Source organism: Silvimonas iriomotensis (genome assembly GCF_014645535.1).
Taxonomy (GTDB): domain Bacteria; phylum Pseudomonadota; class Gammaproteobacteria; order Burkholderiales; family Chitinibacteraceae; genus Silvimonas; species Silvimonas iriomotensis.
Genome location: NZ_BMLX01000002.1, coordinates 815161 through 836140, shown reverse-complemented (window position 1 = coordinate 836140; position 20980 = coordinate 815161). Strand labels below are relative to the sequence as shown.

Below are 20980 nucleotides of genomic sequence, written 5' to 3'. Positions count from 1 at the left end.
AACAGCGCCTGCGACCGGCGCCGGACCTTGTCAGAGGCACCATATCGCCCGCTTGCCCGTCGAGTGCGGCAGGGAAGAATTTATTTATGCTGGATAACCTCTCCAACCGCCTGAGTGGCGTGGTCAAGACCCTGCGTGGTCAGGCCCGCCTGACCGACGCCAACATCCAGGACGCTTTGCGTGAAGTGCGCATGGCGCTGCTGGAGGCCGACGTGGCCTTGCCGGTGGTCAAGAAATTCATTAACGACGTCAAGGAACGCGCGCTCGGTCAGGAAGTGATCGGCAGCCTGACGCCGGGCCAGGCCTTTATTGGTGTGGTGTATGAAGAACTGACCCGCCTGATGGGTGCGCAGAATGACGCGCTCAACCTGGCGGCCGTACCGCCGGCCGTGGTGCTGATGGCCGGTCTGCAAGGTGCCGGTAAAACGACAACCTCCGGCAAGCTGGCCAAACGCCTGAAAGAAACCCAGAAAAAGAAAGTGCTGCTGGTGTCGACTGACGTGTATCGCCCGGCGGCGATCGAGCAGCTCAAGACGCTGGCAGGACAGCTGGAAGTAGAGTGGTTCCCGTCGGATGTCTCGCAAAAGCCGGTTGATATCGCACTGGCCGCGCACGACTACGCCAAAAAGCATTTTCACGATGTGCTGATCGTCGATACGGCTGGTCGCCTGGCGATTGATGACGCCATGATGGCCGAAATCAAGGACCTGCACGCCGCCATCAATCCGGTTGAAACCCTGTTTGTGGTAGACGCCATGCAGGGGCAGGATGCGGTCAATGTGGCGCGTGCGTTCAATGAAACGCTGCCGCTGACCGGCGTGATCCTGACCAAGCTTGATGGTGACTCGCGCGGTGGCGCGGCCTTGTCGGTGCGTGAAGTCACCGGCAAGCCGATCAAGTTTGTCGGTGTCGGTGAAAAACTCAACGGTCTGGAACCGTTCTACCCGGATCGTATGGCCAGCCGCGTGCTGGGCATGGGCGATGTGCTGTCGCTGATCGAAGACGTACAAAAAACCGTCGACGAAGCCGAAGCACTGCAAATGATGAAGAAGGTCAAGTCCGGCAAGGGTTTTGACCTGGAAGACTTCAAGTCGCAGATCGGCCAGATGAAAAAGATGGGCGGCATGGGCGCCTTGCTGGATAAGTTGCCCGGCCAGATGAGCCAGATGGCCAGCAGTCAGGTGACCGATAAATCGGTGGCCCGGATTGAAGGCATCATCAATTCCATGACCCCGCTGGAACGCCGCAAGCCTGAGCTGATCAAGGCCAGCCGCAAGCGTCGTATCGCGATCGGTGCCGGGGTTTCCGTGCAGGAAGTCAACCGCCTGCTCAAGCAGTTTGAAGAAACCCAGAAGATGATGAAACAGTTCAGCAAGGGCGGCATGATGAAGCTCATGCGTGGCATGAAGGGTATGTTGCCGGGAATGTAAACTCACCGGCCGGCGCAGCTTGACCCACAGCACCACACACTCAAGCTGCCCGGGGTTTCATGTTTCAACGTTCGCGCCTTGCACAGGTGCGAAAAATGCAGAAAATGACCAGTTCGCGGCGCAGGGTGCAGATAAAGGCTTGTATTGCCTTGTGCTTTTCACTTACAATCGCTGGTTTCGCGTAAACCGATTTCAAACTGGGTATCAATCATGGTTGTGATTCGTCTTTCCCGTGGCGGCGCTAAAGACCGTCCGTTCTACAATGTTGTTGTTACTGATTCGCGCAACCGCCGCGATGGCCGCTTCATCGAGCGCGTGGGTTTCTACGACCCGTCCGCTGGTGAAGGCCAGGAACCGACCCGTTTCGCGCTCGACCGCGTGAACTACTGGGTTGGCGTTGGCGCACAAGTGAGCGACACCGTTGCTCGCCTGCTGAAGGGCTACAAGCCGGCTGCTGCCTAAGCAGTTGACTGTGACCAGCAATAAACCGACTGCCCCGCAAGCCACGTCCACTGCGGTACCGGATGATCTGGTATCCATGGGCTACATCAGCGGGGCTTTTGGCATTCGTGGCGGTGTAAATATCGTCGCGGATACCGAATACCCGGATAGCCTGCTCGACTACAAAACGTGGTGGATCGGGCGCGATGGCAACTGGCGCGCCTACAAGGTGGTTGAAGCCTCGGTGCAGCCTAAAAAGCTGTCTGCGCGCTTTGCCGGCGTGGATGACCGTGACCAGGCATTTGCCCTCAAGGGCTGCCAGGTGGCCATTCCGCGTAGCGAAATGCCGCAGGCCGGTGAAGACGAGTATTACTGGGCTGACCTGATTGGTCTGTCCATCGTCAACACCGAAAGCCAGAGTCTGGGTGTGGTTGAAAAGTTGTTCGAGACCGGCGCCAACGACGTGATCGTGGCGCGCGACGGTGATACCGAACGCCTCATTCCCTTTGTCGGGCATGTGGTGCTCAAGGTTGATCTGGCGGCCCGCATCATTACGGTGGACTGGGGTCTTGACTACTGAGGTCACACAAAGGGAAACGGTGGTGAAGATGCATTTCGATGCCATCACGCTGTTTCCTGAAATGTTCGAGGCCATTACGCGCTACGGGATTACCCAGCGTGCAGTGGAGCAGGGCATTATTGATTTTGTCGGCTGGAACCCCCGGGATTTCACGCATGACAACTATCGCCGTGTCGATGATCGCCCCTATGGGGGTGGCCCCGGCATGGTGATGCTGCCGCAACCGCTGGAAGACGCCATTGATGCGGCCCGACAGCGCCAGGCGCAACTGGGCATTACGCCCAAGGTGGTTTATCTGTCGCCGCAGGGCGCGCCGCTCACTCATGAGCGTGTGCTGCAACTGGCGGCAGAACCCGGCCTGATCCTGTTGTGCGGCCGTTATGAAGGAGTCGACGAGCGCGTTTTGCAGCGCCAGGTTGACCTGGAAATATCGGTTGGCGACTACGTGCTCTCTGGCGGAGAACTTCCCGCCATGGTGCTGATGGATGCAGTAGCAAGACATTTGCCTGGCGTGCTGAACACCGCCGCCAGTGCACAAGAAGATTCATTCGTGGACGGGTTGCTGGATTGCCCGCATTACACCCGTCCCGAAGAATACCGCGGTATGGCGGTGCCGGAAGTGCTGCTTTCGGGAAATCATGCCAACATACGTCGCTGGCGTTTGAAGCAATCGTTGGGCCGCACCTGGTTGCGCCGTCCTGACCTTTTGCAGCACCGCCAGCTTTCGAAAGAAGAAACTCGTCTTCTGGCCGATTTCAAGGCGGAGTACGCGGCACAAGCCGGCTCCCTCCAGTCTGGAGAGGAAGGAACAAGTTTCGTAAAGGAGTAAGGTCATGAACCTGATTCAAAAGCTCGAACAAGAAGAAATCGCCCGTCTGGGCAAAACCATTCCTGAATTCGCACCTGGCGATACCGTTATCGTTCAAGTGAAGGTTAAGGAAGGTAACCGTGAACGTCTGCAAGCGTTTGAAGGTGTTGTGATCGCCAAGCGTAACCGCGGCCTGAACAGCGCGTTCATCGTACGCAAGATCTCCGCCGGTACCGGCGTTGAGCGTTCCTTCCAGACCTATTCCCCGCTGGTTGCTTCCATCGAAGTGAAGCGCCGCGGTGATGTGCGTCGCGCCAAGCTGTACTACCTCCGCGATCGTTCGGGCAAGTCCGCACGTATCAAGGAAAAGCTGCCGGCACGCAAGCAAACCACCACTGCAGCCTGATCGCTGCTCCGGTTGGTATAAAACGCGAGGTTTCTACCTCGCGTTTTTTTTCGTCCATACGAGGCAGGGAGCGGGTAGCATGATGCTTTGCCCGCCCTGTGCCGCCATGTCTGATTCGCCCCGTACTTTCAACGACGACTTCTCTGAATACCATTACGATGCAGTCATCGATAGCCCGGTGGCGCGTCTGGGGCTGATTGCCCGTCAGGGAGCGTTGGCCCGGATTGATTTCACGCTGCCCGACACGCCATTGCAGCCCCCACAAGACCCGCTGCTTATTGAGGCTGCCCGGCAGTTGCAGGCCTGGTTTGCTGATCCGAATTTTGTGTTTGATCTGCCGCTCAAGCTGTCTGGTTCTGCGCATGAAATGGCGGTGTGGGAGCAGATTGCGCAGATTCCCTGTGGTGAAACGCGGACGTATGCCGACATTGCCACCGCCATTGGATCGGTGGCGCGGGCTGTTGGCGGTGCCTGCGGCCAGAATCCGGTTCCGCTTATCATCCCGTGTCATCGGGTGGTGGCGGCCAGCGGGGTGGGTGGTTTCAACGCGCACCGGGGCGGGGTGGACTGGGTGCCGATCAAGCGTCAGCTACTGCTGAAAGAAACCCGTGATCTGTTTTCGGACCTGTGATCCCCCATGGCACTGACCGCAAACGAGACGCAGCAAGGCTGGATCGATCAGTTTATCGACCATATCTGGCTGGCTGACGGGCTGGCGCAGAACACTGCAGAAAGCTACCGGCGTGATCTGGTGATCTGGGCGGTGTGGTTGCAAACGCAAGGCAGCGACATGCGTACCGCGCAACGGGCCGATGTGCAGGCGTTTCTGGCTGCCCAGTCGCGTGAGGCCAAGGCGGCGACCATGGCGCGGCGCATGGCCAGCCTGCGCAAGTTCTATCAATACTGGCTTAACAACGGCCAGATCAACCACGACCCGACACTGACGCTGAACACCCCCAAGCGCGTGCGGCCCTTGCCCAAAGAGTTGTCCGAGGCACAGGTAGAAGCGCTGCTGGCCGCGCCGGATGTCGATACCGATGCCGGCCTGCGCGACCGCGCCATGCTGGAAGTCATGTATGCCACCGGTTTGCGGGTGTCAGAACTGATCGGGCTCGATAGCGCGGTGCTGCACCTGAACGAAGGTTATCTGCAGGTCGTCGGTGGCAAAGGGGGCAAGCAGCGGCTGGTGCCACTGGGAGAGGAAGCCCGCCACTGGCTGCAGCAGTATCTGACGCGCTCCCGCCCGATGTTGACCGCAGGCAAGAGTCAGGGCCTGATCTTTGTGAACCAGCGTGGCGAGCCGCTGACCCGTCAGGGCGCCTGGTTCATCATCAAGGGCTACGCCAGCCAGGCCGGGATTGATGCCAGCCGGTTATCCCCGCACGTGATGCGTCATGCCTTTGCCACACATCTGTTGAATCATGGGGCTGATCTCAGAATGGTGCAGGTGTTGCTGGGGCATGCCGATATTGCCACCACCCAGATCTACACCCATGTCGCCACGGCCCGTTTGCAGGCGCTGCACGCCCGGAATCACCCACGCGGCTGAAGGTGAATTTTCGCTAAATTGTGCCAGGCTGAGATATCACTTTTTTCTCATGCAGCCCATTACCGGAGATTCACATGGATTTGAGTACCGATTCCGTCGTGCACTACAAAGATGTCGTCATCGGCATCGTTACCGCCTTCGGGGTCAAAATCATCGGCGCAATCATCTTCTGGGTGGTGGGGCGCTGGTTGATCGGCTTTGCCGTACGCATGGTGGAGCGCTCGCTGGAAAGCCAGAAGCTGGACCCCACCGTACTGCGTTATATCGGCTCGATCATTACGGTCACGCTCAATGTGCTGCTGGTGATAGGCATTCTGGGCTACTTTGGTGTGCAGACCACCACCTTTGCCGCGCTGATTGCCGCAGCGGGTGTCGCCATCGGGATGGCATGGTCCGGCCTGCTGGCCAACTTTGCGGCTGGCGCATTCATCATCGTACTGCGGCCATTCAAGGTGGGTGATTTTGTGACCGTGGCGGGCGTGACGGGGACGATCAAGGAAATCGGCCTGTTTGTCACGGCAGTGAACACGCCCGACAACGTGCTCACGCTGATCGGCAACAACAAGATTTTCGGTGACGTGATCCAGAACTACACCGTGAACGAATTTCGCCGGGTTGACCTGAAAGCGCAACTGGCCGGTTCTACCGATCATGCCGCAGCCATTGCCTTGCTCAAGCAGAAAATTGCCGCGATTCCCAATGTGATCCCCGAGCCTGCGGTGGATGTGGAAATCCTGGAGTTCAACCTGGTTGGCCCGGTGCTGGCCGTACGTCCGTATTGCCACAACGACAACTACTGGCAGGTTTATTTTGATACCAACAAGACGATCCGCGAAAGCTTTGGTGAGGCCGGTTTTGCCGCGCCGATGCCGGCTCAGGCCGTGATCGTGCAGCAACAAGCCTGAGCGTTCCAGCCACAACGGGATGCGCAGGTGGTACAGGCCGGCAGCCGCGCCGGCCTGCAGGGAGTTTGCAGGGGCGGCACAACAAATATAAAAGGCGCGATGAACCTGGCCAGGCGAGGGGCGAGGCATCGCTGTTTCTGTTCCGGTTACGTTCTTTGAACCGGCGCGTGGCCATTGGGCTGACGCGCCCGTAGCCGTTCCTGCAAACGTACGTTTGGCTGTCTCCTCGCGATTGGTGATGTGAAGGATGAGCATGGCCAGTACGCACGACAATACCGGCAAGGGGCAAGCCGGACTCCACGAAGGGTTGTCCTCCACGCTGGACGAACTGCGCATGCAGATCGAACAGTTTCTGGAAAAAGGACTGGACCCGGCGGGACACGAACGCCTGCTGAACCGCATTGGTCAGCTGCATGACACCGGCACAGGGTGGGGGGCGACCGGTGTACGTTCTGCTGCGCAGACGCTGGAGCGTCTGTATCACGATTACCAGACCAACCCGCCGGAGTTCCGGGCCCAGGGGGCGGCGCAACTGCGGCAGGGGGTGGATCACCTGGCGCAGGCGGTTGCGCATTTTCTGGCGTCCGGGCTGGAGCACCTTACCGGTGCCATGGCAGGTATCGCCCAACCGCCAGAGCGGGTGGTCATCGTCAGCACGGATATGGTGTCGGCCGAGTTGCTGGAGGTTGAACTGGCCTTGCAATTGCCCGGGGCCGAGGTCTCGCAGCAAGCGCAACTGCCAGAGCAGTCTGTCGATCTGCTGTTTCTGGATCTGGACGACCAGGCCGCGCCCTTTGTGGCCTTGTCTGATTTCCTGCCCAACGGCCCGCGCGCGCCGGCGCGTCTGGTGTGTCTGTCCAGTCAGTCTGACATTGCCACCCGGCTGGTGGCGGCGCGCTTTAACGCCCGTGCCTTTGTCCACAAGCCGGTGCATCCGGGCGAGCTGGCTGAACTGATCAACCGGCTGGAGGAAGAGCGCAAGCATACGGCCTACCGCATCCTGATTGTGGATGACGAGCCCGATGTAGCGGAGTACTACGCGGAAATCCTGCGTGAAGCGGGCATGGCCGTCGCGCTGGCCAACGGGCCGGTGCAGATGTTTGAGAAGATCGCCCAACTGAACCCGGAACTGATCGTGCTGGATCTTTACATGCTGGGCTGGAGCGGTCTGGAAATTGCCAGCGTGCTGCGGCAGCAACCGGCCTATATGGGCGTGCCGATTGTGTTCCTGTCATCCGAGCACGCGCAATCCAAGCGGCTGGAGGCCATGCAGCGGGGCGCGGACGATTTCCTCGTCAAACCGATCGAGCCCGATTACCTGGTCGCCGCCATCCGCGCGCGGGCCTCGCGCTTTCGGCTGCTGCGTGAACAGCACACGCGTGACGCGCTGACCGGCGTGCTGGGGCGACAAGCCATCATGCAACTGCTGGATGTCGAGAGCGCGCGCTGCAAACGTAACCAGCAACCGCTGGCGGTGGTGATGCTTGATATCGACCGCATGCAACAGATCAATCAGGTACTGGGCCACCAAAGCGGCGATCAATTGTTGCGCGCATTGTGTGCGTTGTTGCGTCAGCGCTTGCGGGTCAGCGACGGCATCGGGCGGATCAAGGGCGGCTTGTTTTTGCTGGTGTTGCCAGACATTGAGCAAAGCGATGCGCTGGGGTTGATTGAATCCTTGCGGCTGCGTTTTGGCCAGACCGTGCTGCCGGGGCACCGCATGGCGCAGCCGCCGGGCTTCAGTGCCGGCGTGGCCATCAAGCGCGTGTCAGAGAGTATTCCCGGTTTGCTGGAGCGCACAGAGCAGGCATTGCACCAGGCCAAAACGGCGGGCGGAAACCGGGTTTACAGCCACTTTGAGTAAGGCATGGGCCTGTGTGGCCACCGGCAAAACAAAAGCCCCGCCGGGTAACCGGGCGGGGCTTTTTTGAGACAGCGCAGGACTGGATCAATCAGGCCGGAACGGCTTGTTCATCCTCAGACAGCTTGAGGACAACCTTGTCGTCATCATCCAGATCAATCGTCACTTCACCGCCATGCGCCAGCTTGCCGAACAACAGTTCGTCGGCCAGCGCCTTGCGGATGGTGTCCTGGATCAGACGCGCCATCGGCCGAGCACCCATCAGCGGATCGAAGCCTTTCTCTGCCAGCATTTCCTTGAGCGCTGGCGTGAAGTGTGCTTCCACCTTCTTCTCTTGCAGTTGCAGTTCCAGTTGCATCAGGAACTTGTCCACCACTTGCAGAATGATCTCGTGCGACAGCGGTGCAAACGAGATGGTCGCATCCAGCCGGTTACGGAACTCCGGCGTAAACAGACGCTTGATCTCGATCATTTCGTCGCCGGTTTCCTTCTTGGCGGTAAAGCCCATGATCGCCTTGTTCATGGTCTCTGCGCCGGCGTTGGTGGTCATGATCACGATCACGTTGCGGAAGTCCGCCTTGCGACCGTTGTTATCGGTCAGCGTACCGTGATCCATCACTTGCAACAGCACGTTGAAGATATCCGGGTGTGCCTTTTCAATTTCATCGAGCAGCAGCACAGAGTAGGGGTGCTTGGTGATCTGCTCGGTCAGCAAACCGCCTTGCTCAAAACCCACATACCCCGGCGGTGCGCCGATCAGGCGGCTCACCGCATGACGTTCCATGTATTCGGACATGTCAAAGCGGATCAACTCCACGCCCAGCGTGTAAGCCAGTTGCCGTGCCACTTCGGTCTTGCCCACACCGGTCGGGCCTGAGAACAGGAACGCCCCGATCGGCTTTTGCGGGTTGCCAAGGCCGGCCCGCGACATCTTGATGGCTGCCGACAGTGCATCAATGGCCGGGTCTTGCCCGAACACCACGCTCTTCAGATCACGATCCAGCGTCTTCAAGGTGCTCTTGTCGTCGTTGGACACGCTCTTGGGCGGAATGCGTGCAATCTTGGCCACGATCTCTTCGATCTCGGGCTTGCCAATGGTCTTCTTCTGCTTGGACTTGGGCAGAATCTTCTGCGCCGCGCCGGCTTCGTCGATGACGTCGATGGCTTTGTCCGGCAGATGACGGTCATTGATGTACTTGGCCGCCAGTTCTGCCGCAGCAGACAAGGCCGTTGCCGTGTACTTCACGCTGTGATGCTTCTCGAACTTGTCCTTCAGACCCTTGAGGATCTCGACGGTCTGCTCGACGGTCGGCTCGACTACGTCGATCTTCTGGAAGCGACGCGACAGCGCGTTGTCTTTTTCGAAGATGCCGCGGTATTCGGTATACGTGGTCGCACCAATGCACTTGAGCGTGCCGTTGGACAGCGCCGGCTTGAGCAGGTTGGACGCATCCAGCGTGCCGCCAGAGGCCGCGCCGGCACCGACAAGGGTATGAATCTCGTCAATGAACAGAATGGCGTTGCGCTCTTCGGTCAATTGCTTGATGACTGCCTTGAGGCGTTGCTCAAAATCGCCACGATACTTGGTGCCAGCCAGCAGTGCGCCCATGTCGAGTGCATAGACCGTGGCATCGGCCAGAATATCCGGTACCTCGCCTTCCACAATGCGGCGCGCCAGGCCTTCGGCAATGGCAGTCTTGCCCACGCCAGCCTCGCCCACCAGCAGCGGGTTGTTCTTGCGGCGACGGCACAGGATCTGCACCACGCGTTCCAGTTCGGAATCGCGCCCGATCAACGGGTCGATCTTGCCTGCCAGCGCTTGCTGGTTCAGGTTCTGGGTAAAGTTCTCCAGCGCGCCGCCAGGGCTGACCTCGGCGTCGTGCTCTTCAGAACCCTGGTCAGAGCGCGGCGGTTGCGATGCATTCGGCGTCGATTTGGTAATGCCGTGGCTGATGAAATTGACCACGTCCAGACGCGTTACGCCTTGCTGGTGCAGGAAATAAACGGCGTGGCTGTCCTTCTCGCCAAAAATGGCGACAAGCACATTGGCACCGGTCACTTCTTTCTTGCCGGACGACTGCACGTGCAAGATGGCACGCTGGATCACGCGCTGGAAACCAATGGTCGGCTGGGTCTCGACTTCTCCCGTGCCAGAGACCACCGGCGTATGTTCGGTGACAAAGTCCGACAACTGATGGCGCAATTCATCCATATTGGCGCCACACGCACGCAGCACTTCTGCTGCAGACGGGTTGTCGAGCAGGGCGAGCAGGAGGTGCTCCACAGTGATGTACTCGTGGCGCTTTTGTCTCGCCTCCATGAAAGCCATGTGCAGGCTGACTTCTAGTTCCTGGGCGATCATTCGTTTACCTCCATGATGCATTGGAGCGGGTGCTGATGTTGGCGGGCGTGCTCGGTAACCTGCGCCACTTTTGTAGCGGCGATGTCCTTGGGGAACACGCCACATATGCCTCGTCCTTCTGTATGGACTTTGAGCATGACTACGGTTGCCTGTTCACGATCCATCGTGAAAAAAGTTTGCAGTACGGCAACCACAAATTCCATTGGGGTGAAATCGTCGTTTAAAAGTACGACGCGGAACATGGAGGGAGGCCCGGTCCGGATCTCTTTCTCTGCTAATTCCCGCTCAATTTGATGCTGTTGCGTCATCACTATCCAACCGAGTTTCAGTTCTCATTTTGGCCCGGAAGAGGGCTTTTTCAAGCGTTTCCTGGAAACAACAGTTTGCATCTTCCGGGTTTGGCTTGCTTGACCTCTCAAGTAAATATCGCGTAAAACGAATGCGCGTTTGATGGACAAGTTTCATGCTGTGCCGGTCTAACCCGCTGTACAGGTCTTGACTTCAAACCTCTGGCAATGCGTTAACTGTTTATCTTGGAGAAAGACCTAATATGGCAACCGGTACCGTCAAGTGGTTCAATGATTCCAAAGGCTTTGGCTTTATTACCCCGGACGAAGGCGGCGAAGACATTTTCGCTCACTTCTCCGCGATCAACATGCCTGGCTTCAAGACCCTGAAAGAAGGTCAGCGTGTTTCGTTTGAAGTTGCTCAAGGCCCGAAGGGCAAGCAAGCTGCAAACATCCAGACCGCCTGATCAGGTTCTTGTCTGATCATGAAACCCCGCTCCGGCGGGGTTTTCTGTTTTCAGGGCCGCGCTTGTGGCTCCCGGTGTGGTCTTTCTCCTGACTGCCGTTCCACACTTGTTACTGTAAATGGAGCAGGGGCGGAAAAATACAATAGTCCGCCGAATGTGTTCCCATGCCACACCTTTTGCGCGGGCATGAAAAAGCCCCACCTGGGTGGGGCTTTTCTGTGTCATGCTTGACCGAATCGGCGCTTACATGCGCTCGACGATGGCCTTGCCGAAGGCCGAGCAGCTGACTTCCTGCGCGCCATCCATCAGGCGGGCAAAGTCGTAAGTCACGATCTTGTCCTTGATGGTCTTTTCCATGGCGCTGATGATCAGATCAGCGGCTTCCTTCCAGCCCATGTGGCGCAGCATCATCTCTGCCGACAGCAGCAGCGAACCCGGGTTGACCTTGTCCTGGCCGGCGTATTTCGGGGCCGTGCCGTGGGTGGCTTCAAAGCACGCCACGTTGTCAGACAGGTTGGCACCCGGAGCGATACCGATACCGCCCACTTCAGCAGCCAGCGCGTCAGAGATGTAATCGCCGTTCAGGTTCAGCGTAGCGATCACGTCGTATTCGGCCGGGCGCAGCAGGATCTGTTGCAAGAAGGCGTCAGCGATCACGTCCTTGATCACGATGCCGTTCGGCAGTTGTACCCACGGGCCGCCGTCGATCTCGACGCCGCCGAACTCGCTCTTGGCCAGCTCATAACCCCAGGTGCGGAACATGCCTTCCGTGAACTTCATGATGTTGCCCTTGTGGACAAGCGTCACGGACTTGCGGTTGTTGTCGATGGCGTACTGGATGGCCTTGCGCACCAGGCGCTCGGTGCCTTCCTTGCTGACTGGCTTGATACCGATGCTGGACGATTCCGGGAAGCGGATCTTCTTCACGCCCATTTCGGATTGCAAAAATTCGATGACCTTGCGGGCACCTTCAGACTGCGCATCCCACTCGATACCGGCGTAGATGTCTTCGGTGTTTTCACGGAAGATCACCATGTCGATCAGCTGCGGTTGCTTGACCGGGGAAGGCACGCCTTCGAAGTAACGCACCGGGCGCAGGCACACGTACAGGTCCAGTTGCTGGCGCAGGGCCACGTTCAGCGAACGGATACCGCCGCCAACCGGGGTTGCCAGCGGGCCCTTGATGGACACCACGTATTCTTTCAGTGCGTCCAGCGTTTCCTGTGGCAGGTAAGTGTCGTTACCGTAGATGCCGGCGGCTTTCTCGCCACAGTAGATTTCCATCCAGTGGATCTTGCGGCTACCGCCGTAGCTCTTGGCCACAGCAGCGTCCACCACGTCTTTCATCACCGGGGTGATGTCGGCACCGATACCGTCACCTTCGATGAACGGGATAATGGGATTATCCGGCGTGGCGAGATTTGCAACGATCTTCGCGCCTTCTTTCGGTACTTGAATGTGGCTCATTAGGTACTTCCCATGCTTGAGATCAGGAAAACGCCGTGGCGTGGCTAACAAAAACCGGCGACAGGCCTGCGCCGGCCCGCTGCGGGCGGTTTTTGTTAGCCACTCTTGCTGGCGTGGGCAAGCCGCAATTATCGCGTGAACAGTTCCGAAAGCCAAGCACGGCGGCATGTTTGCGCTGTCCGGTCTCGTGAAAGGTTAGAATGACGCCATGGACAAACTGATTCTCTTTAACAAACCTTACGGCGTTATTTGCCAGTTTTCACCCAGCCCTCCGCATCAATGTCTGGCGGATTACGTCACGGTCAAAGACGTCTATGCAGCGGGCCGGCTGGATACCGACTCTGAAGGATTGTTGCTGTTGACAAATAATGGTGCATTGCAACACCGGATTGCCAATCCCAGGCATAAGTTACCTAAAACCTACTGGGTGCAAGTGGAAGGCGAACCGGATGACGCGGCATTGGCGCCATTGCGCAAAGGCGTTGATCTGGGCGACTTTGTCACGCGGCCTGCCAGCGTGCGGCGCATTACAGAGCCAGCCGGCCTGTGGCCTCGCGTGCCGCCCATCCGCGAACGTAAAAGCATTCCTGTGAGCTGGCTGGAAATCATCATCAGCGAAGGTAAAAACCGCCAGGTCAGACGTATGACGGCCAAAGCCGGATTTCCCACTTTGCGGTTAATTCGTTATGCAATTGGCGAATACACAATTGACGATCTGCCTTGCGGCCAATGGCGTGAATTGCCATTGGGGCGAAAATAAACCGGTCTGATCGGCGTGCCATAAACAATGGGTCTTTTTTGAAATAATTACGCTTTAAAAGCCAGGGCGTCCAACGCGGTTATATGGATATATCTTTTGGCCGACAAGGTTGATCCTCGCGCAATTGGCGCAATTGAATCTTGCCGGTGCTGATTTGAATAAATGGCAATCCTTTGATATTTGCCGGGTTTTGCAATTGGGCCGCGCCCGCTGCCAACGCGCTGCGCTGGTGGGCCCCGTGTGACGATGCCGCAGACGCGCCGGGTGCGTTCAGGTAAAATCTCTTTTTGATTTCAGTGTGTTGCATGATGTTCAAGCCCAATGCCACCGTGGCCGCCGTGATCGAACGCGACGGCCGCTTTTTGTTTGTGCAAGAACGCATCCAGGGTGCGTTCAAGCTCAACCAGCCCGCGGGTCATCTGGAACAGCACGAGTCCATCATCGATGCCGCCGTGCGCGAAACGCTGGAAGAAACCGCGTTCCACTTCGTGCCGCAGTGGCTGACCGGTATCTATCAGTGGACGCCGCCTGAGCGGCCGCAGCTGACATATCTGCGCTTCACCTTCACCGGCGCGATCACCGGTTTTGAGGCGGATCGCGTGCTGGATGACCCGATTGTACAAACGGTGTGGTTGACTCGGGACGAACTGGCCGCACGTAAGGATGAGCATCGCAGTCCGCTGGTGCTGGCCTGCGTGGATGACTACCTTGCCGGCCGCCGCTATCCACTGGACATCCTGCAAGACTTTGACCGGAAGTAAACAATGAAAGACAAGATTGTGGTGGGCCTGTCTGGCGGCGTGGATTCGTCCGTCACGGCCCATCTGCTGAAAGAACAGGGCTATGACGTCGTCGGCGTGTTCATGCAGAACTGGGAAGACGACAACAACGATGAGTACTGCTCGATCAAGGAAGACAGCATGGACGCCATCTCGGTGGCCGACCTGCTGAACATCGACATTGAACTCGTCAACTTTGCCAAAGAATACAAAGACCGCGTGTTCAGTTACTTCCTGGCGGAGTACTCGGCCGGCCGCACGCCAAACCCGGACATCTTGTGTAACAGCGAGATCAAGTTCAAATGTTTCCTGGATTACGCCATCAAACTGGGTGGCGTGAAGATGGCAACCGGCCATTACGCCGCCAACCGCGTGCGGCCGGACGGGCGTACCGAGCTGATCCGCGCCGCTGATCAATCCAAGGATCAGACCTACTTTTTGTACCGGCTGAGCCAGGAGCAGGTCAGCCAGGCTGTGTTTCCGCTGGGCGGTTTGCAAAAGACCGAAGTGCGCGCCATTGCCGAGCAGATCGAACTGCCCAATGCCAGAAAGAAAGACAGTACCGGTATCTGTTTTATCGGCGAGCGTCCGTTCCGCGAGTTCCTTAACCGCTACCTGCCGAAAGTGCCGGGCGCCATGGTCACGCCGGAAGGCCGCCGCATGGGCGAGCACATGGGGCTGATGTACTACACCATCGGTCAGCGCCAGGGTCTGGGGATTGGTGGCGAAGGCCTGCCGTGGTTTGTGGCCGGCAAGGACATGGAAAAGAACGAGTTGATCGTGGTGCAAGGCCATGATCATCCGCTTTTGCTCAAGCACGACCTGATTGCGAAAGACTGCTCCTGGATTCTGGGCGAAACCCCGGCGCCGGGCCGCTATACCGCCAAGACGCGTTACCGCCAGCAAGATGCCGCGTGTACGCTGGAACACATCGACGGCGGTGTACAACTGACTTTCGACGAGCCGCAATGGGCCATGACGCCGGGTCAATCCATGGTGCTGTATGACGGTGACGTCTGCATGGGCGGCGGTATCATCCAGTAATCATTGCCATCACCGGTAAAAGAAAAGGCCACCAGAAAGGTGGCCTTTTTCATGGATCACGCCAGCGCGCTTATTTGCTTGCCTTGGTCGGCGCCTTGGCCGCAGGTTCGCTGCTGCCGGTCGCGCCGGAGACCGCGTGCTGCACTTGTTCCCACGGCAGCGGGACATCCACACCGTTCAGGATGAACTTGCCGTTTTGCAGCGAGGCCGTGGCCGACACCGTATCGCCATCGACCCGGATCAGTTTCTGGTCAGCCATGCGATCAAGCTGGCCCTCGACAAACTGGCCGGCGAGGTAATCCAGATCAGCTTGCGACACGCCATTGTCGGCATTGCCAAACATGTTGCGGGCTTGCCAGGTCACGACGGTAGAGATCACCTTGCGCGGCACGTTGAAGTCCGCCTTGGCGGTCAGCTTGCGCATGAATACGGCCGGCTGGTCCAGGTCTTCCGGCTTGAAGCCGGTCAGACCCACTTCACCCGACAGATGGATGCTGCTGTCCGGCAGTTTGATATCCAGATGGCGGATGGCCAGATGCGGATCATGTGTCAGCAGCGGCATGGCGTCAGACTTGGCCAGCTTGGCCAGTTCGGCAGTCAGCTGCTCACGGGTGAGTTGCTGCTTTTGCAGGCGGTTGAACGCGTCGCCAAGGCGGGCCAGCGTCGGGCCGTGCAGATGGTTGGCTTCTGCCAGCAACTCGGCCGGGCCGTAGGGCTGGTCGTTCAGCGTCAGTTTTTCCAGACGGAACAGGGCGCTACCATCGACCAGCTCGCCGTTTTCCGACAGCTTGCCGTTATAACTGGCGTTCTGCAGGGCCACCTTGAACGGTGCGTCGCCCGGCATATCCAGGGCGAAGTTGTCCATCTTTGCGGTCGATTCGCCAATCATCAGGCCGGTTTTGCCGCGCACATGGTCCACCGTGAACGTCAGGCCATTCACGCTGAAATTGCCTTTGCCCTTGGCTTCGCCAGACAGGCCCGGTGCTTCGGCCAGCAGTTTCACGCGGTTGAAGTCGCCGCCGTAATCAAGCGTGGCGTTCAGGCCCTGCCACTTGGCTTTGACGCCGGAGATGGCTTCTTCGTAATCGAAAGACGGCACTTTGATCGTCATCACGCCATCATCGTTAAAGCTGATGCGGTTTTCGATGCTGATCGGTTTCTGGTCGCCAAAGAAACGGGTCAGGAACTTCTGGGTCTCCGGGGCGAACTGGAACTCGGTCGTGACCACAGCTTTGTACGGGTGCGGGTTACCGCGCGTAAACAAGAGCGGCAGCGGGCCGTGCTGGATGTTCTGGGTGTAGGTCACTTCAAACGTCGGCAGCGGCTCGCCTTCCTTTTCCAGGAAAAAGCGATACAGCTGCGGGTTGATCTGCAACGTGGTCTTTTCAGTGGACGAGAACCAGCCGCGGTGATACTCGCGGTTTTTCACGATGAAATAAGGCAGGTTGGAGAGCCACTGATTCTGCTTGTCGAGCGTCTCCTGCACAGAGCGGCCAGCCTTCCACGAGCCGCCCACGTAAGCGACGCCCAGCAGCACAACGGTCAGCGTGCCGGCAACCAGTACTTTGCGTTTCACCGGGTAAATCTCCCCTTGTTGCGATCAGTGCCGGCAGCTTCGTGGCTGCCGGCTATGCGAGTATGTCCGCGTCCGGTTTTAATCAGATGCGGTTGGCCAGCGCGACTGCGGTACCCAGATAGGTCCACGGGGTCATCGCCTTGAGCCGGGTTTTTTCGGATTCCGGAATCGCCAGGCCGTCAATGAACACAGCCAGTGCTTCCTTGGTGATACCGGTCTTGCCGCGAGTCAGTTCCTTGAGTTGCTCGTACGGGTTAGGCACCCCGTAGCGGCGCATCACGGTCTGGATCGGTTCGGCCAGCACTTCCCAGTTGTCGTTCAAATCGTCCAGCATGGCCTGACGGTCTGCCAGCAGCTTGTTCAGGCCCTTCAGGCAAGAAACATAACCCAGTTGCGCATAACCGACACCCACGCCCATGTTACGCAGCACGGTCGAGTCGGTCAGGTCACGCTGCCAGCGCGAAATCGGCAGCTTTTGCGACAGATGTGTCAGCACGGCGTTGGCCAGACCCAGATTGCCTTCGGCGTTTTCGAAGTCGATCGGGTTGACCTTGTGCGGCATGGTCGAGCTACCCACTTCGTTCTTGTTGACCTTCTGCTTGAAGAAGCCCAGCGAGATATAACCCCAGATGTCACGGTTCAGGTCGATCAGGATGGTGTTCACGCGGGCGACCGAATCAAACAGCTCGCTCATGTAGTCGTGCGGCTCGATCTGGATGGTGTATGGGTTGAACGTCAGACCGAGGCTTTCGACGAAGCTGCGGCAGAATTGTTCCCAGTCGATTTCCGGATAAGCCGACAGGTGCGCATTGTAGTTGCCCACAGCGCCGTTGATCTTGCCCAGCACCTCGATCTTTTCCAGACGGGTCAGTTGGCGTTCCAGACGGTAGGCCACGTTGGCCATTTCCTTGCCCATGGTCGTCGGCGTGGCCGGTTGACCGTGGGTGCGGCTCATCATCGGCGCGTCAGCCAGTTCGTGCGCAAGGTCTTTGAGCTTGGCGACGATCTCGCGGATCTTCGGCAACGTGACGGCGTCGCGCGCGGACTTGAGCATCAAGCCGTGCGAGAGGTTGTTGATGTCTTCCGACGTGCAGGCAAAGTGAATGAATTCGCTGGCAGCAGACACTTCATGGTTGCCCGAGAGCCGTTCCTTGAGCCAGTACTCCACGGCCTTCACGTCATGGTTGGTCGTGCGTTCGATGGTTTTGACTTCCAGCGCATGTTCTGGCGAGAACTGCGCGACCACCTGATCCAGTTCAGCGATGGTTGCTGCAGAGAACGGGGTGATCTCTTCAATGGCAGCCTCTGCCGCCAGCGCCTTCAGCCACGCAATTTCAACGGTGACACGGTGTTTGATCAGCGCGTACTCGCTGAAGAACGGACGCAGATCGGCCAGTTGCTTTTCGTAACGGCCGTCGAGAGGGGAAAGCGCGGTCAGTGCGGAGAGATCCATATCGGTGAGGGCTAGCCAAGCAGTTGAATCGAAGCGCGAAATTTTAACACACCCGCGCGACAAGCTCCTGGCTGCTTACGGGTGGCAGTTTTTTACTAGAGTAAAAAGTGCTGGCGCCGTGATTCTGCAGCAATCATCTGACGGTTTTGTTGACACGGCCTGCCACCCGTAGCGGTGTTGCAACGGGCGTTGCCGTGCTTTGGCAAGGATGAGCGAATGACTCAACACACCTGGCCAGGCGGCTGGCCCGATAAAATTGACCGCCTGGTTCGCCCGCCAGCCAGGCAGAAAGCCCCGGCGCCGCCGCATGCCCCATGACCGTAAGGCGGCCCGAGTGTTGCGCCTGTTGTGCTCAACCCGCCAGTGTGGGTGACATTCCCCCCGCCAGCGGTTAAAAATGACAACACAAGAAAAGCCCGACGCTGTACTCACAAAAATCGTGGATGGATGAGTTCATATATGGAAAAGATCACCAACATTTCGCCCGACTGGCAAAAGTGGATTCTGGATAATCTGGCGCGGGGTTGTACTGCCCAGTCGCTGATTGACGTCATGGTCGAAAAAAACTTCGACCCGATGTTCGCCAGCGCCATCGTGTTCCACTTCTCCACGGCCCACAAAGGCAATATCGGCCCGGTCGCCGTGGCGCAACTGGGCTCGCAGCCTGCGGTCAGCAACGTCAAAGACAAGATCCACAGCAACGGCAACACCTACAGCTACGAAGCGCCGCGCTTCAAATCCGGCAATGTCATCCACACCCATGACCGCGATATCCAGGTGATGGGGCGCGTCGACAAGCCCTATATTGCCGTGCTGGACAACGTACTGAGCCACGACGAGTGCGACGAACTCGTCCGCCTGTCGCAGGCGCGGCTCAAGCGCTCTACCATTGTTGATCCGACCACGGGCAAGGACGCGGTGATTGAAGAGCGCACCAGCTACGGTACGTTTTTCCATGTGAACGAGAACGAATTCATTGCCCGGCTGGATCGCCGTATTGCCGAGCTGATGAACTGGCCGGTTGAAAACGGTGAGGGCTTGCAGATTCTCAATTACAAGGTCGGCGGCGAGTACAAACCGCACTTTGATTATTTCCCGGAACACGATCCGGGCAGCAAGGTGCACCTGAATAACGGCGGCCAGCGCGTTTCTACGCTGGTGATGTACCTCAATGATGTAGAAGAGGGCGGCGCCACGGTGTTCCCGGAGCTGGGCATGACGGTCGGCCCCAAGAAGGGCGCGGCGGTGTATTTCGAGTACACCAACAGCAAGAACCAGGTCGATCCGCTGACCTTGCATGGCGGCCTGCCGGTGCTGCAGGGTGAGAAGTGGATTGCAACCAAATGGATGCGACAGCGTCGTTTTGGCTGATGGAATACGGTAGTTTTCTTTCGGGTCGCCTGCTGCGGTGGCCCGGATAAAAAAACGGAGCGACTTCGCTCCGTTTTTTTATTTTACCGGCCCGATCGCGCGAACCTGATCAGCCCAGCGCCTTGCCAATGCGCTCCAGCGCTTTTTGCAGGTTCTGCATGCTGGTGGCAAACGAGATGCGGAAGTAGCCTTCTGAACCGAAGGCCGAACCTGGCACCACAGCGACGTCCTGGGTCTCCAGCAGATACGCGCCCAGCGCCATATCGGTGGCTTCGGCAATCTTGCCTTCGGCATGCAGCAACTGGATGGCTTCGCGGGCATCGACAAAAGCGTAGAACGCGCCGCCGGCTTCCAGACACTTCAGGCCACGGATGCCGTTGAAGGTATCGACCACAAAACGATGGCGGTCGTTGAAGGCGGCCAGCATGGGCTTGATGCAGTCCTGGCTGCCAATCAGCGCGGCTTCGGCAGCCACTTGCGAGATCGAGGTCGGGTTGGACGTCGATTGCGACTGGATGTTTTCCATGGCCTTGATCAGTCTGGCCGGGCCGCCAGCGTAGCCGATACGCCAGCCGGTCATGGAGTACGCCTTGGAGACGCCATTGAGCAGAATGGTCTGTTCGTACAGTTCCGGGCAAGCATTCAGGATGTTGTAAAAGCGCGTGTCGCCCAGCATCACGTGTTCGTACATGTCATCCGAGGCAATCAGGATATCCGGATGTTGCTTGAGCACTTCGCCCAGTGCCTTGAGTTCGTCCAGCGTATACACGGCGCCGGTCGGGTTGGACGGGCTGTTGAGCACCAGCATGCGGGTTCTGGGGGTGATGGCCGCGGCCAGTTGTGCCGGCGTCAGCTTGAAGCCCTGTTCAATGCCGCATTCCACAATCACCGGCTTGCCTCCGGCAATCAGCACGATGTCCGGATAAGACACCCAGTACGGCGCCGGGATGATCACTTCATCGGCCGGGTTGATATACGCCTGGCACAGATTGAAGAAGCTTTGCTTGCCGCCGACCGACACCAGAATCTGGTTGGCGGCGTAATCCACGCCGTTGTCGCGGCGGAATTTTTCGATGATGGCTTTTTTCAGACCGGGCGTGCCGGACACCGGCGTGTACTTGGTGAAGCCTTTGTTGATGGCTTCAATGGCGGCGGCCTTGATGTGGTCCGGCGTGTCAAAGTCTGGCTCGCCAGCGGCCAGCGCAATCACGTCACGACCTTCAGCCTTCAGTTTGCCTGCCTTGGCGGTAATGGCCAGGGTGGGGGATTCCTTGATGCCAAGTACACGGTTGGAGAGCTGCACGATTCGATCCTTCAGGATGCATGTGAACGGGGAGGTCACATTTTACCCGCAGCGCAACATCCCCCCAAGTGCGGCGACGTATCAATACGGTAAATGTCAGGCGGTATGCTGCCGCTTGTCTAAGCTAAAAC

The 20980-nt window shown here is 58.3% G+C and carries 21 protein-coding genes; 14 read left to right on the top strand and 7 right to left on the bottom strand.

The annotated features are described in order from the left end of the window. The first annotated feature begins 86 nt into the window (after positions 1-86). The 9 genes from ffh to IEX57_RS10280 all read left to right on the top strand — a co-directional run bounded on the left by ffh (position 87) and on the right by IEX57_RS10280 (position 7983). Complete coding sequence (gene ffh / locus IEX57_RS10320) at positions 87-1430, top strand: signal recognition particle protein (RefSeq protein ID WP_188704243.1); 1344 nt, start codon at positions 87-89, stop codon at positions 1428-1430. A 210-nt stretch (positions 1431-1640) separates the two neighbouring features. Further along, complete coding sequence (gene rpsP, locus IEX57_RS10315) at positions 1641-1892, top strand: 30S ribosomal protein S16 (RefSeq protein ID WP_184099752.1); 252 nt, start codon at positions 1641-1643, stop codon at positions 1890-1892. A gap of 10 nt (positions 1893-1902) precedes the next feature. Continuing rightward, entirely contained in the window at positions 1903-2451 is a 549-nt protein-coding gene (gene rimM / locus IEX57_RS10310) for a ribosome maturation factor RimM (RefSeq protein WP_308433863.1), read from the top strand. Positions 2452-2479: 28 nt separating this feature from the next. Further along, complete coding sequence (gene trmD / locus IEX57_RS10305; protein WP_188704242.1) at positions 2480-3280, top strand: tRNA (guanosine(37)-N1)-methyltransferase TrmD; 801 nt, start codon at positions 2480-2482, stop codon at positions 3278-3280. Between the two features lie 4 nt (positions 3281-3284). Next, positions 3285-3665 (top strand): 50S ribosomal protein L19, encoded by a 381-nt coding sequence (gene rplS, locus IEX57_RS10300; protein ID WP_188704241.1) that lies wholly within the window; start codon positions 3285-3287, stop codon positions 3663-3665. Between the two features lie 106 nt (positions 3666-3771). Beyond that, positions 3772-4296, top strand: coding sequence for a methylated-DNA--[protein]-cysteine S-methyltransferase (locus IEX57_RS10295; protein ID WP_188704240.1), 525 nt, complete (start codon positions 3772-3774; stop codon positions 4294-4296). A gap of 6 nt (positions 4297-4302) precedes the next feature. Then, complete coding sequence (gene xerD / locus IEX57_RS10290) at positions 4303-5214, top strand: site-specific tyrosine recombinase XerD (RefSeq protein ID WP_188704239.1); 912 nt, start codon at positions 4303-4305, stop codon at positions 5212-5214. 74 nt (positions 5215-5288) lie between these two features. Next, on the top strand, positions 5289-6119 hold the full coding sequence (locus IEX57_RS10285) for a mechanosensitive ion channel family protein (RefSeq protein ID WP_188704238.1): 831 nt from the start codon (positions 5289-5291) through the stop codon (positions 6117-6119). A 253-nt stretch (positions 6120-6372) separates the two neighbouring features. Beyond that, positions 6373-7983: a response regulator gene (locus IEX57_RS10280; protein WP_188704237.1), complete on the top strand. Its 1611-nt coding sequence runs from the start codon at positions 6373-6375 to the stop codon at positions 7981-7983. A gap of 88 nt (positions 7984-8071) precedes the next feature. Here the strand turns inward: IEX57_RS10280 and clpA are convergent, their stop codons facing one another. Further along, positions 8072-10342, bottom strand: coding sequence for an ATP-dependent Clp protease ATP-binding subunit ClpA (gene clpA, locus IEX57_RS10275; RefSeq protein ID WP_188704236.1), 2271 nt, complete (start codon positions 10340-10342; stop codon positions 8072-8074). Then, positions 10339-10650, bottom strand: a complete 312-nt coding sequence (gene clpS / locus IEX57_RS10270; RefSeq protein ID WP_188704235.1) for an ATP-dependent Clp protease adapter ClpS — start codon at positions 10648-10650, stop codon at positions 10339-10341. The genes clpA and clpS overlap by 4 nt, the downstream gene beginning before the upstream one ends. Before the next feature lie 242 nt (positions 10651-10892). Between clpS and IEX57_RS10265 the strand changes: the two genes are divergently transcribed. Next, positions 10893-11096: a cold-shock protein gene (locus IEX57_RS10265; RefSeq protein WP_018748498.1), complete on the top strand. Its 204-nt coding sequence runs from the start codon at positions 10893-10895 to the stop codon at positions 11094-11096. Between the two features lie 243 nt (positions 11097-11339). On the opposite strand, the gene icd is transcribed toward IEX57_RS10265, so the two are convergent. Next, complete coding sequence (icd, locus tag IEX57_RS10260) at positions 11340-12563, bottom strand: NADP-dependent isocitrate dehydrogenase (RefSeq protein ID WP_188704234.1); 1224 nt, start codon at positions 12561-12563, stop codon at positions 11340-11342. Positions 12564-12771: 208 nt separating this feature from the next. On the opposite strand from icd, the gene IEX57_RS10255 reads away from it, so the two are divergent. Further along, positions 12772-13323 (top strand): pseudouridine synthase, encoded by a 552-nt coding sequence (locus IEX57_RS10255; protein ID WP_188704233.1) that lies wholly within the window; start codon positions 12772-12774, stop codon positions 13321-13323. 79 nt (positions 13324-13402) lie between these two features. Here IEX57_RS10255 and IEX57_RS10250 read toward each other — a convergent pair whose 3' ends face one another. Further along, positions 13403-13630: a hypothetical protein gene (locus IEX57_RS10250; protein WP_188704232.1), complete on the bottom strand. Its 228-nt coding sequence runs from the start codon at positions 13628-13630 to the stop codon at positions 13403-13405. On the opposite strand from IEX57_RS10250, the gene IEX57_RS10245 reads away from it, so the two are divergent. Further along, the gene (locus IEX57_RS10245; RefSeq protein ID WP_229708953.1) at positions 13629-14084 is read left to right on the top strand and encodes an NUDIX hydrolase; all 456 of its coding nucleotides are present in this window, start codon (positions 13629-13631) and stop codon (positions 14082-14084) included. The two genes, IEX57_RS10250 and IEX57_RS10245, sit on opposite strands and share 2 nt — an antisense overlap. 3 nt (positions 14085-14087) lie before the next feature. After that, the gene (gene mnmA / locus IEX57_RS10240; protein WP_188704231.1) at positions 14088-15146 is read left to right on the top strand and encodes a tRNA 2-thiouridine(34) synthase MnmA; all 1059 of its coding nucleotides are present in this window, start codon (positions 14088-14090) and stop codon (positions 15144-15146) included. Positions 15147-15216: 70 nt separating this feature from the next. Here the strand turns inward: mnmA and IEX57_RS10235 are convergent, their stop codons facing one another. Both IEX57_RS10235 and purB read right to left on the bottom strand, forming a co-directional pair. Then, the gene (locus IEX57_RS10235) at positions 15217-16722 is read right to left on the bottom strand and encodes a YdgA family protein (RefSeq protein WP_188704230.1); all 1506 of its coding nucleotides are present in this window, start codon (positions 16720-16722) and stop codon (positions 15217-15219) included. Positions 16723-16804: 82 nt separating this feature from the next. Further along, positions 16805-18175, bottom strand: coding sequence for an adenylosuccinate lyase (purB, locus tag IEX57_RS10230; protein ID WP_188704229.1), 1371 nt, complete (start codon positions 18173-18175; stop codon positions 16805-16807). A gap of 459 nt (positions 18176-18634) precedes the next feature. On the opposite strand from purB, the gene IEX57_RS10225 reads away from it, so the two are divergent. After that, positions 18635-19546, top strand: a complete 912-nt coding sequence (locus tag IEX57_RS10225; RefSeq protein WP_188704228.1) for a 2OG-Fe(II) oxygenase — start codon at positions 18635-18637, stop codon at positions 19544-19546. 109 nt (positions 19547-19655) lie between these two features. Here the strand turns inward: IEX57_RS10225 and IEX57_RS10220 are convergent, their stop codons facing one another. Then, the gene (locus IEX57_RS10220) at positions 19656-20849 is read right to left on the bottom strand and encodes a pyridoxal phosphate-dependent aminotransferase (protein WP_188704227.1); all 1194 of its coding nucleotides are present in this window, start codon (positions 20847-20849) and stop codon (positions 19656-19658) included. Positions 20850-20980: the final 131 nt, after the last annotated feature.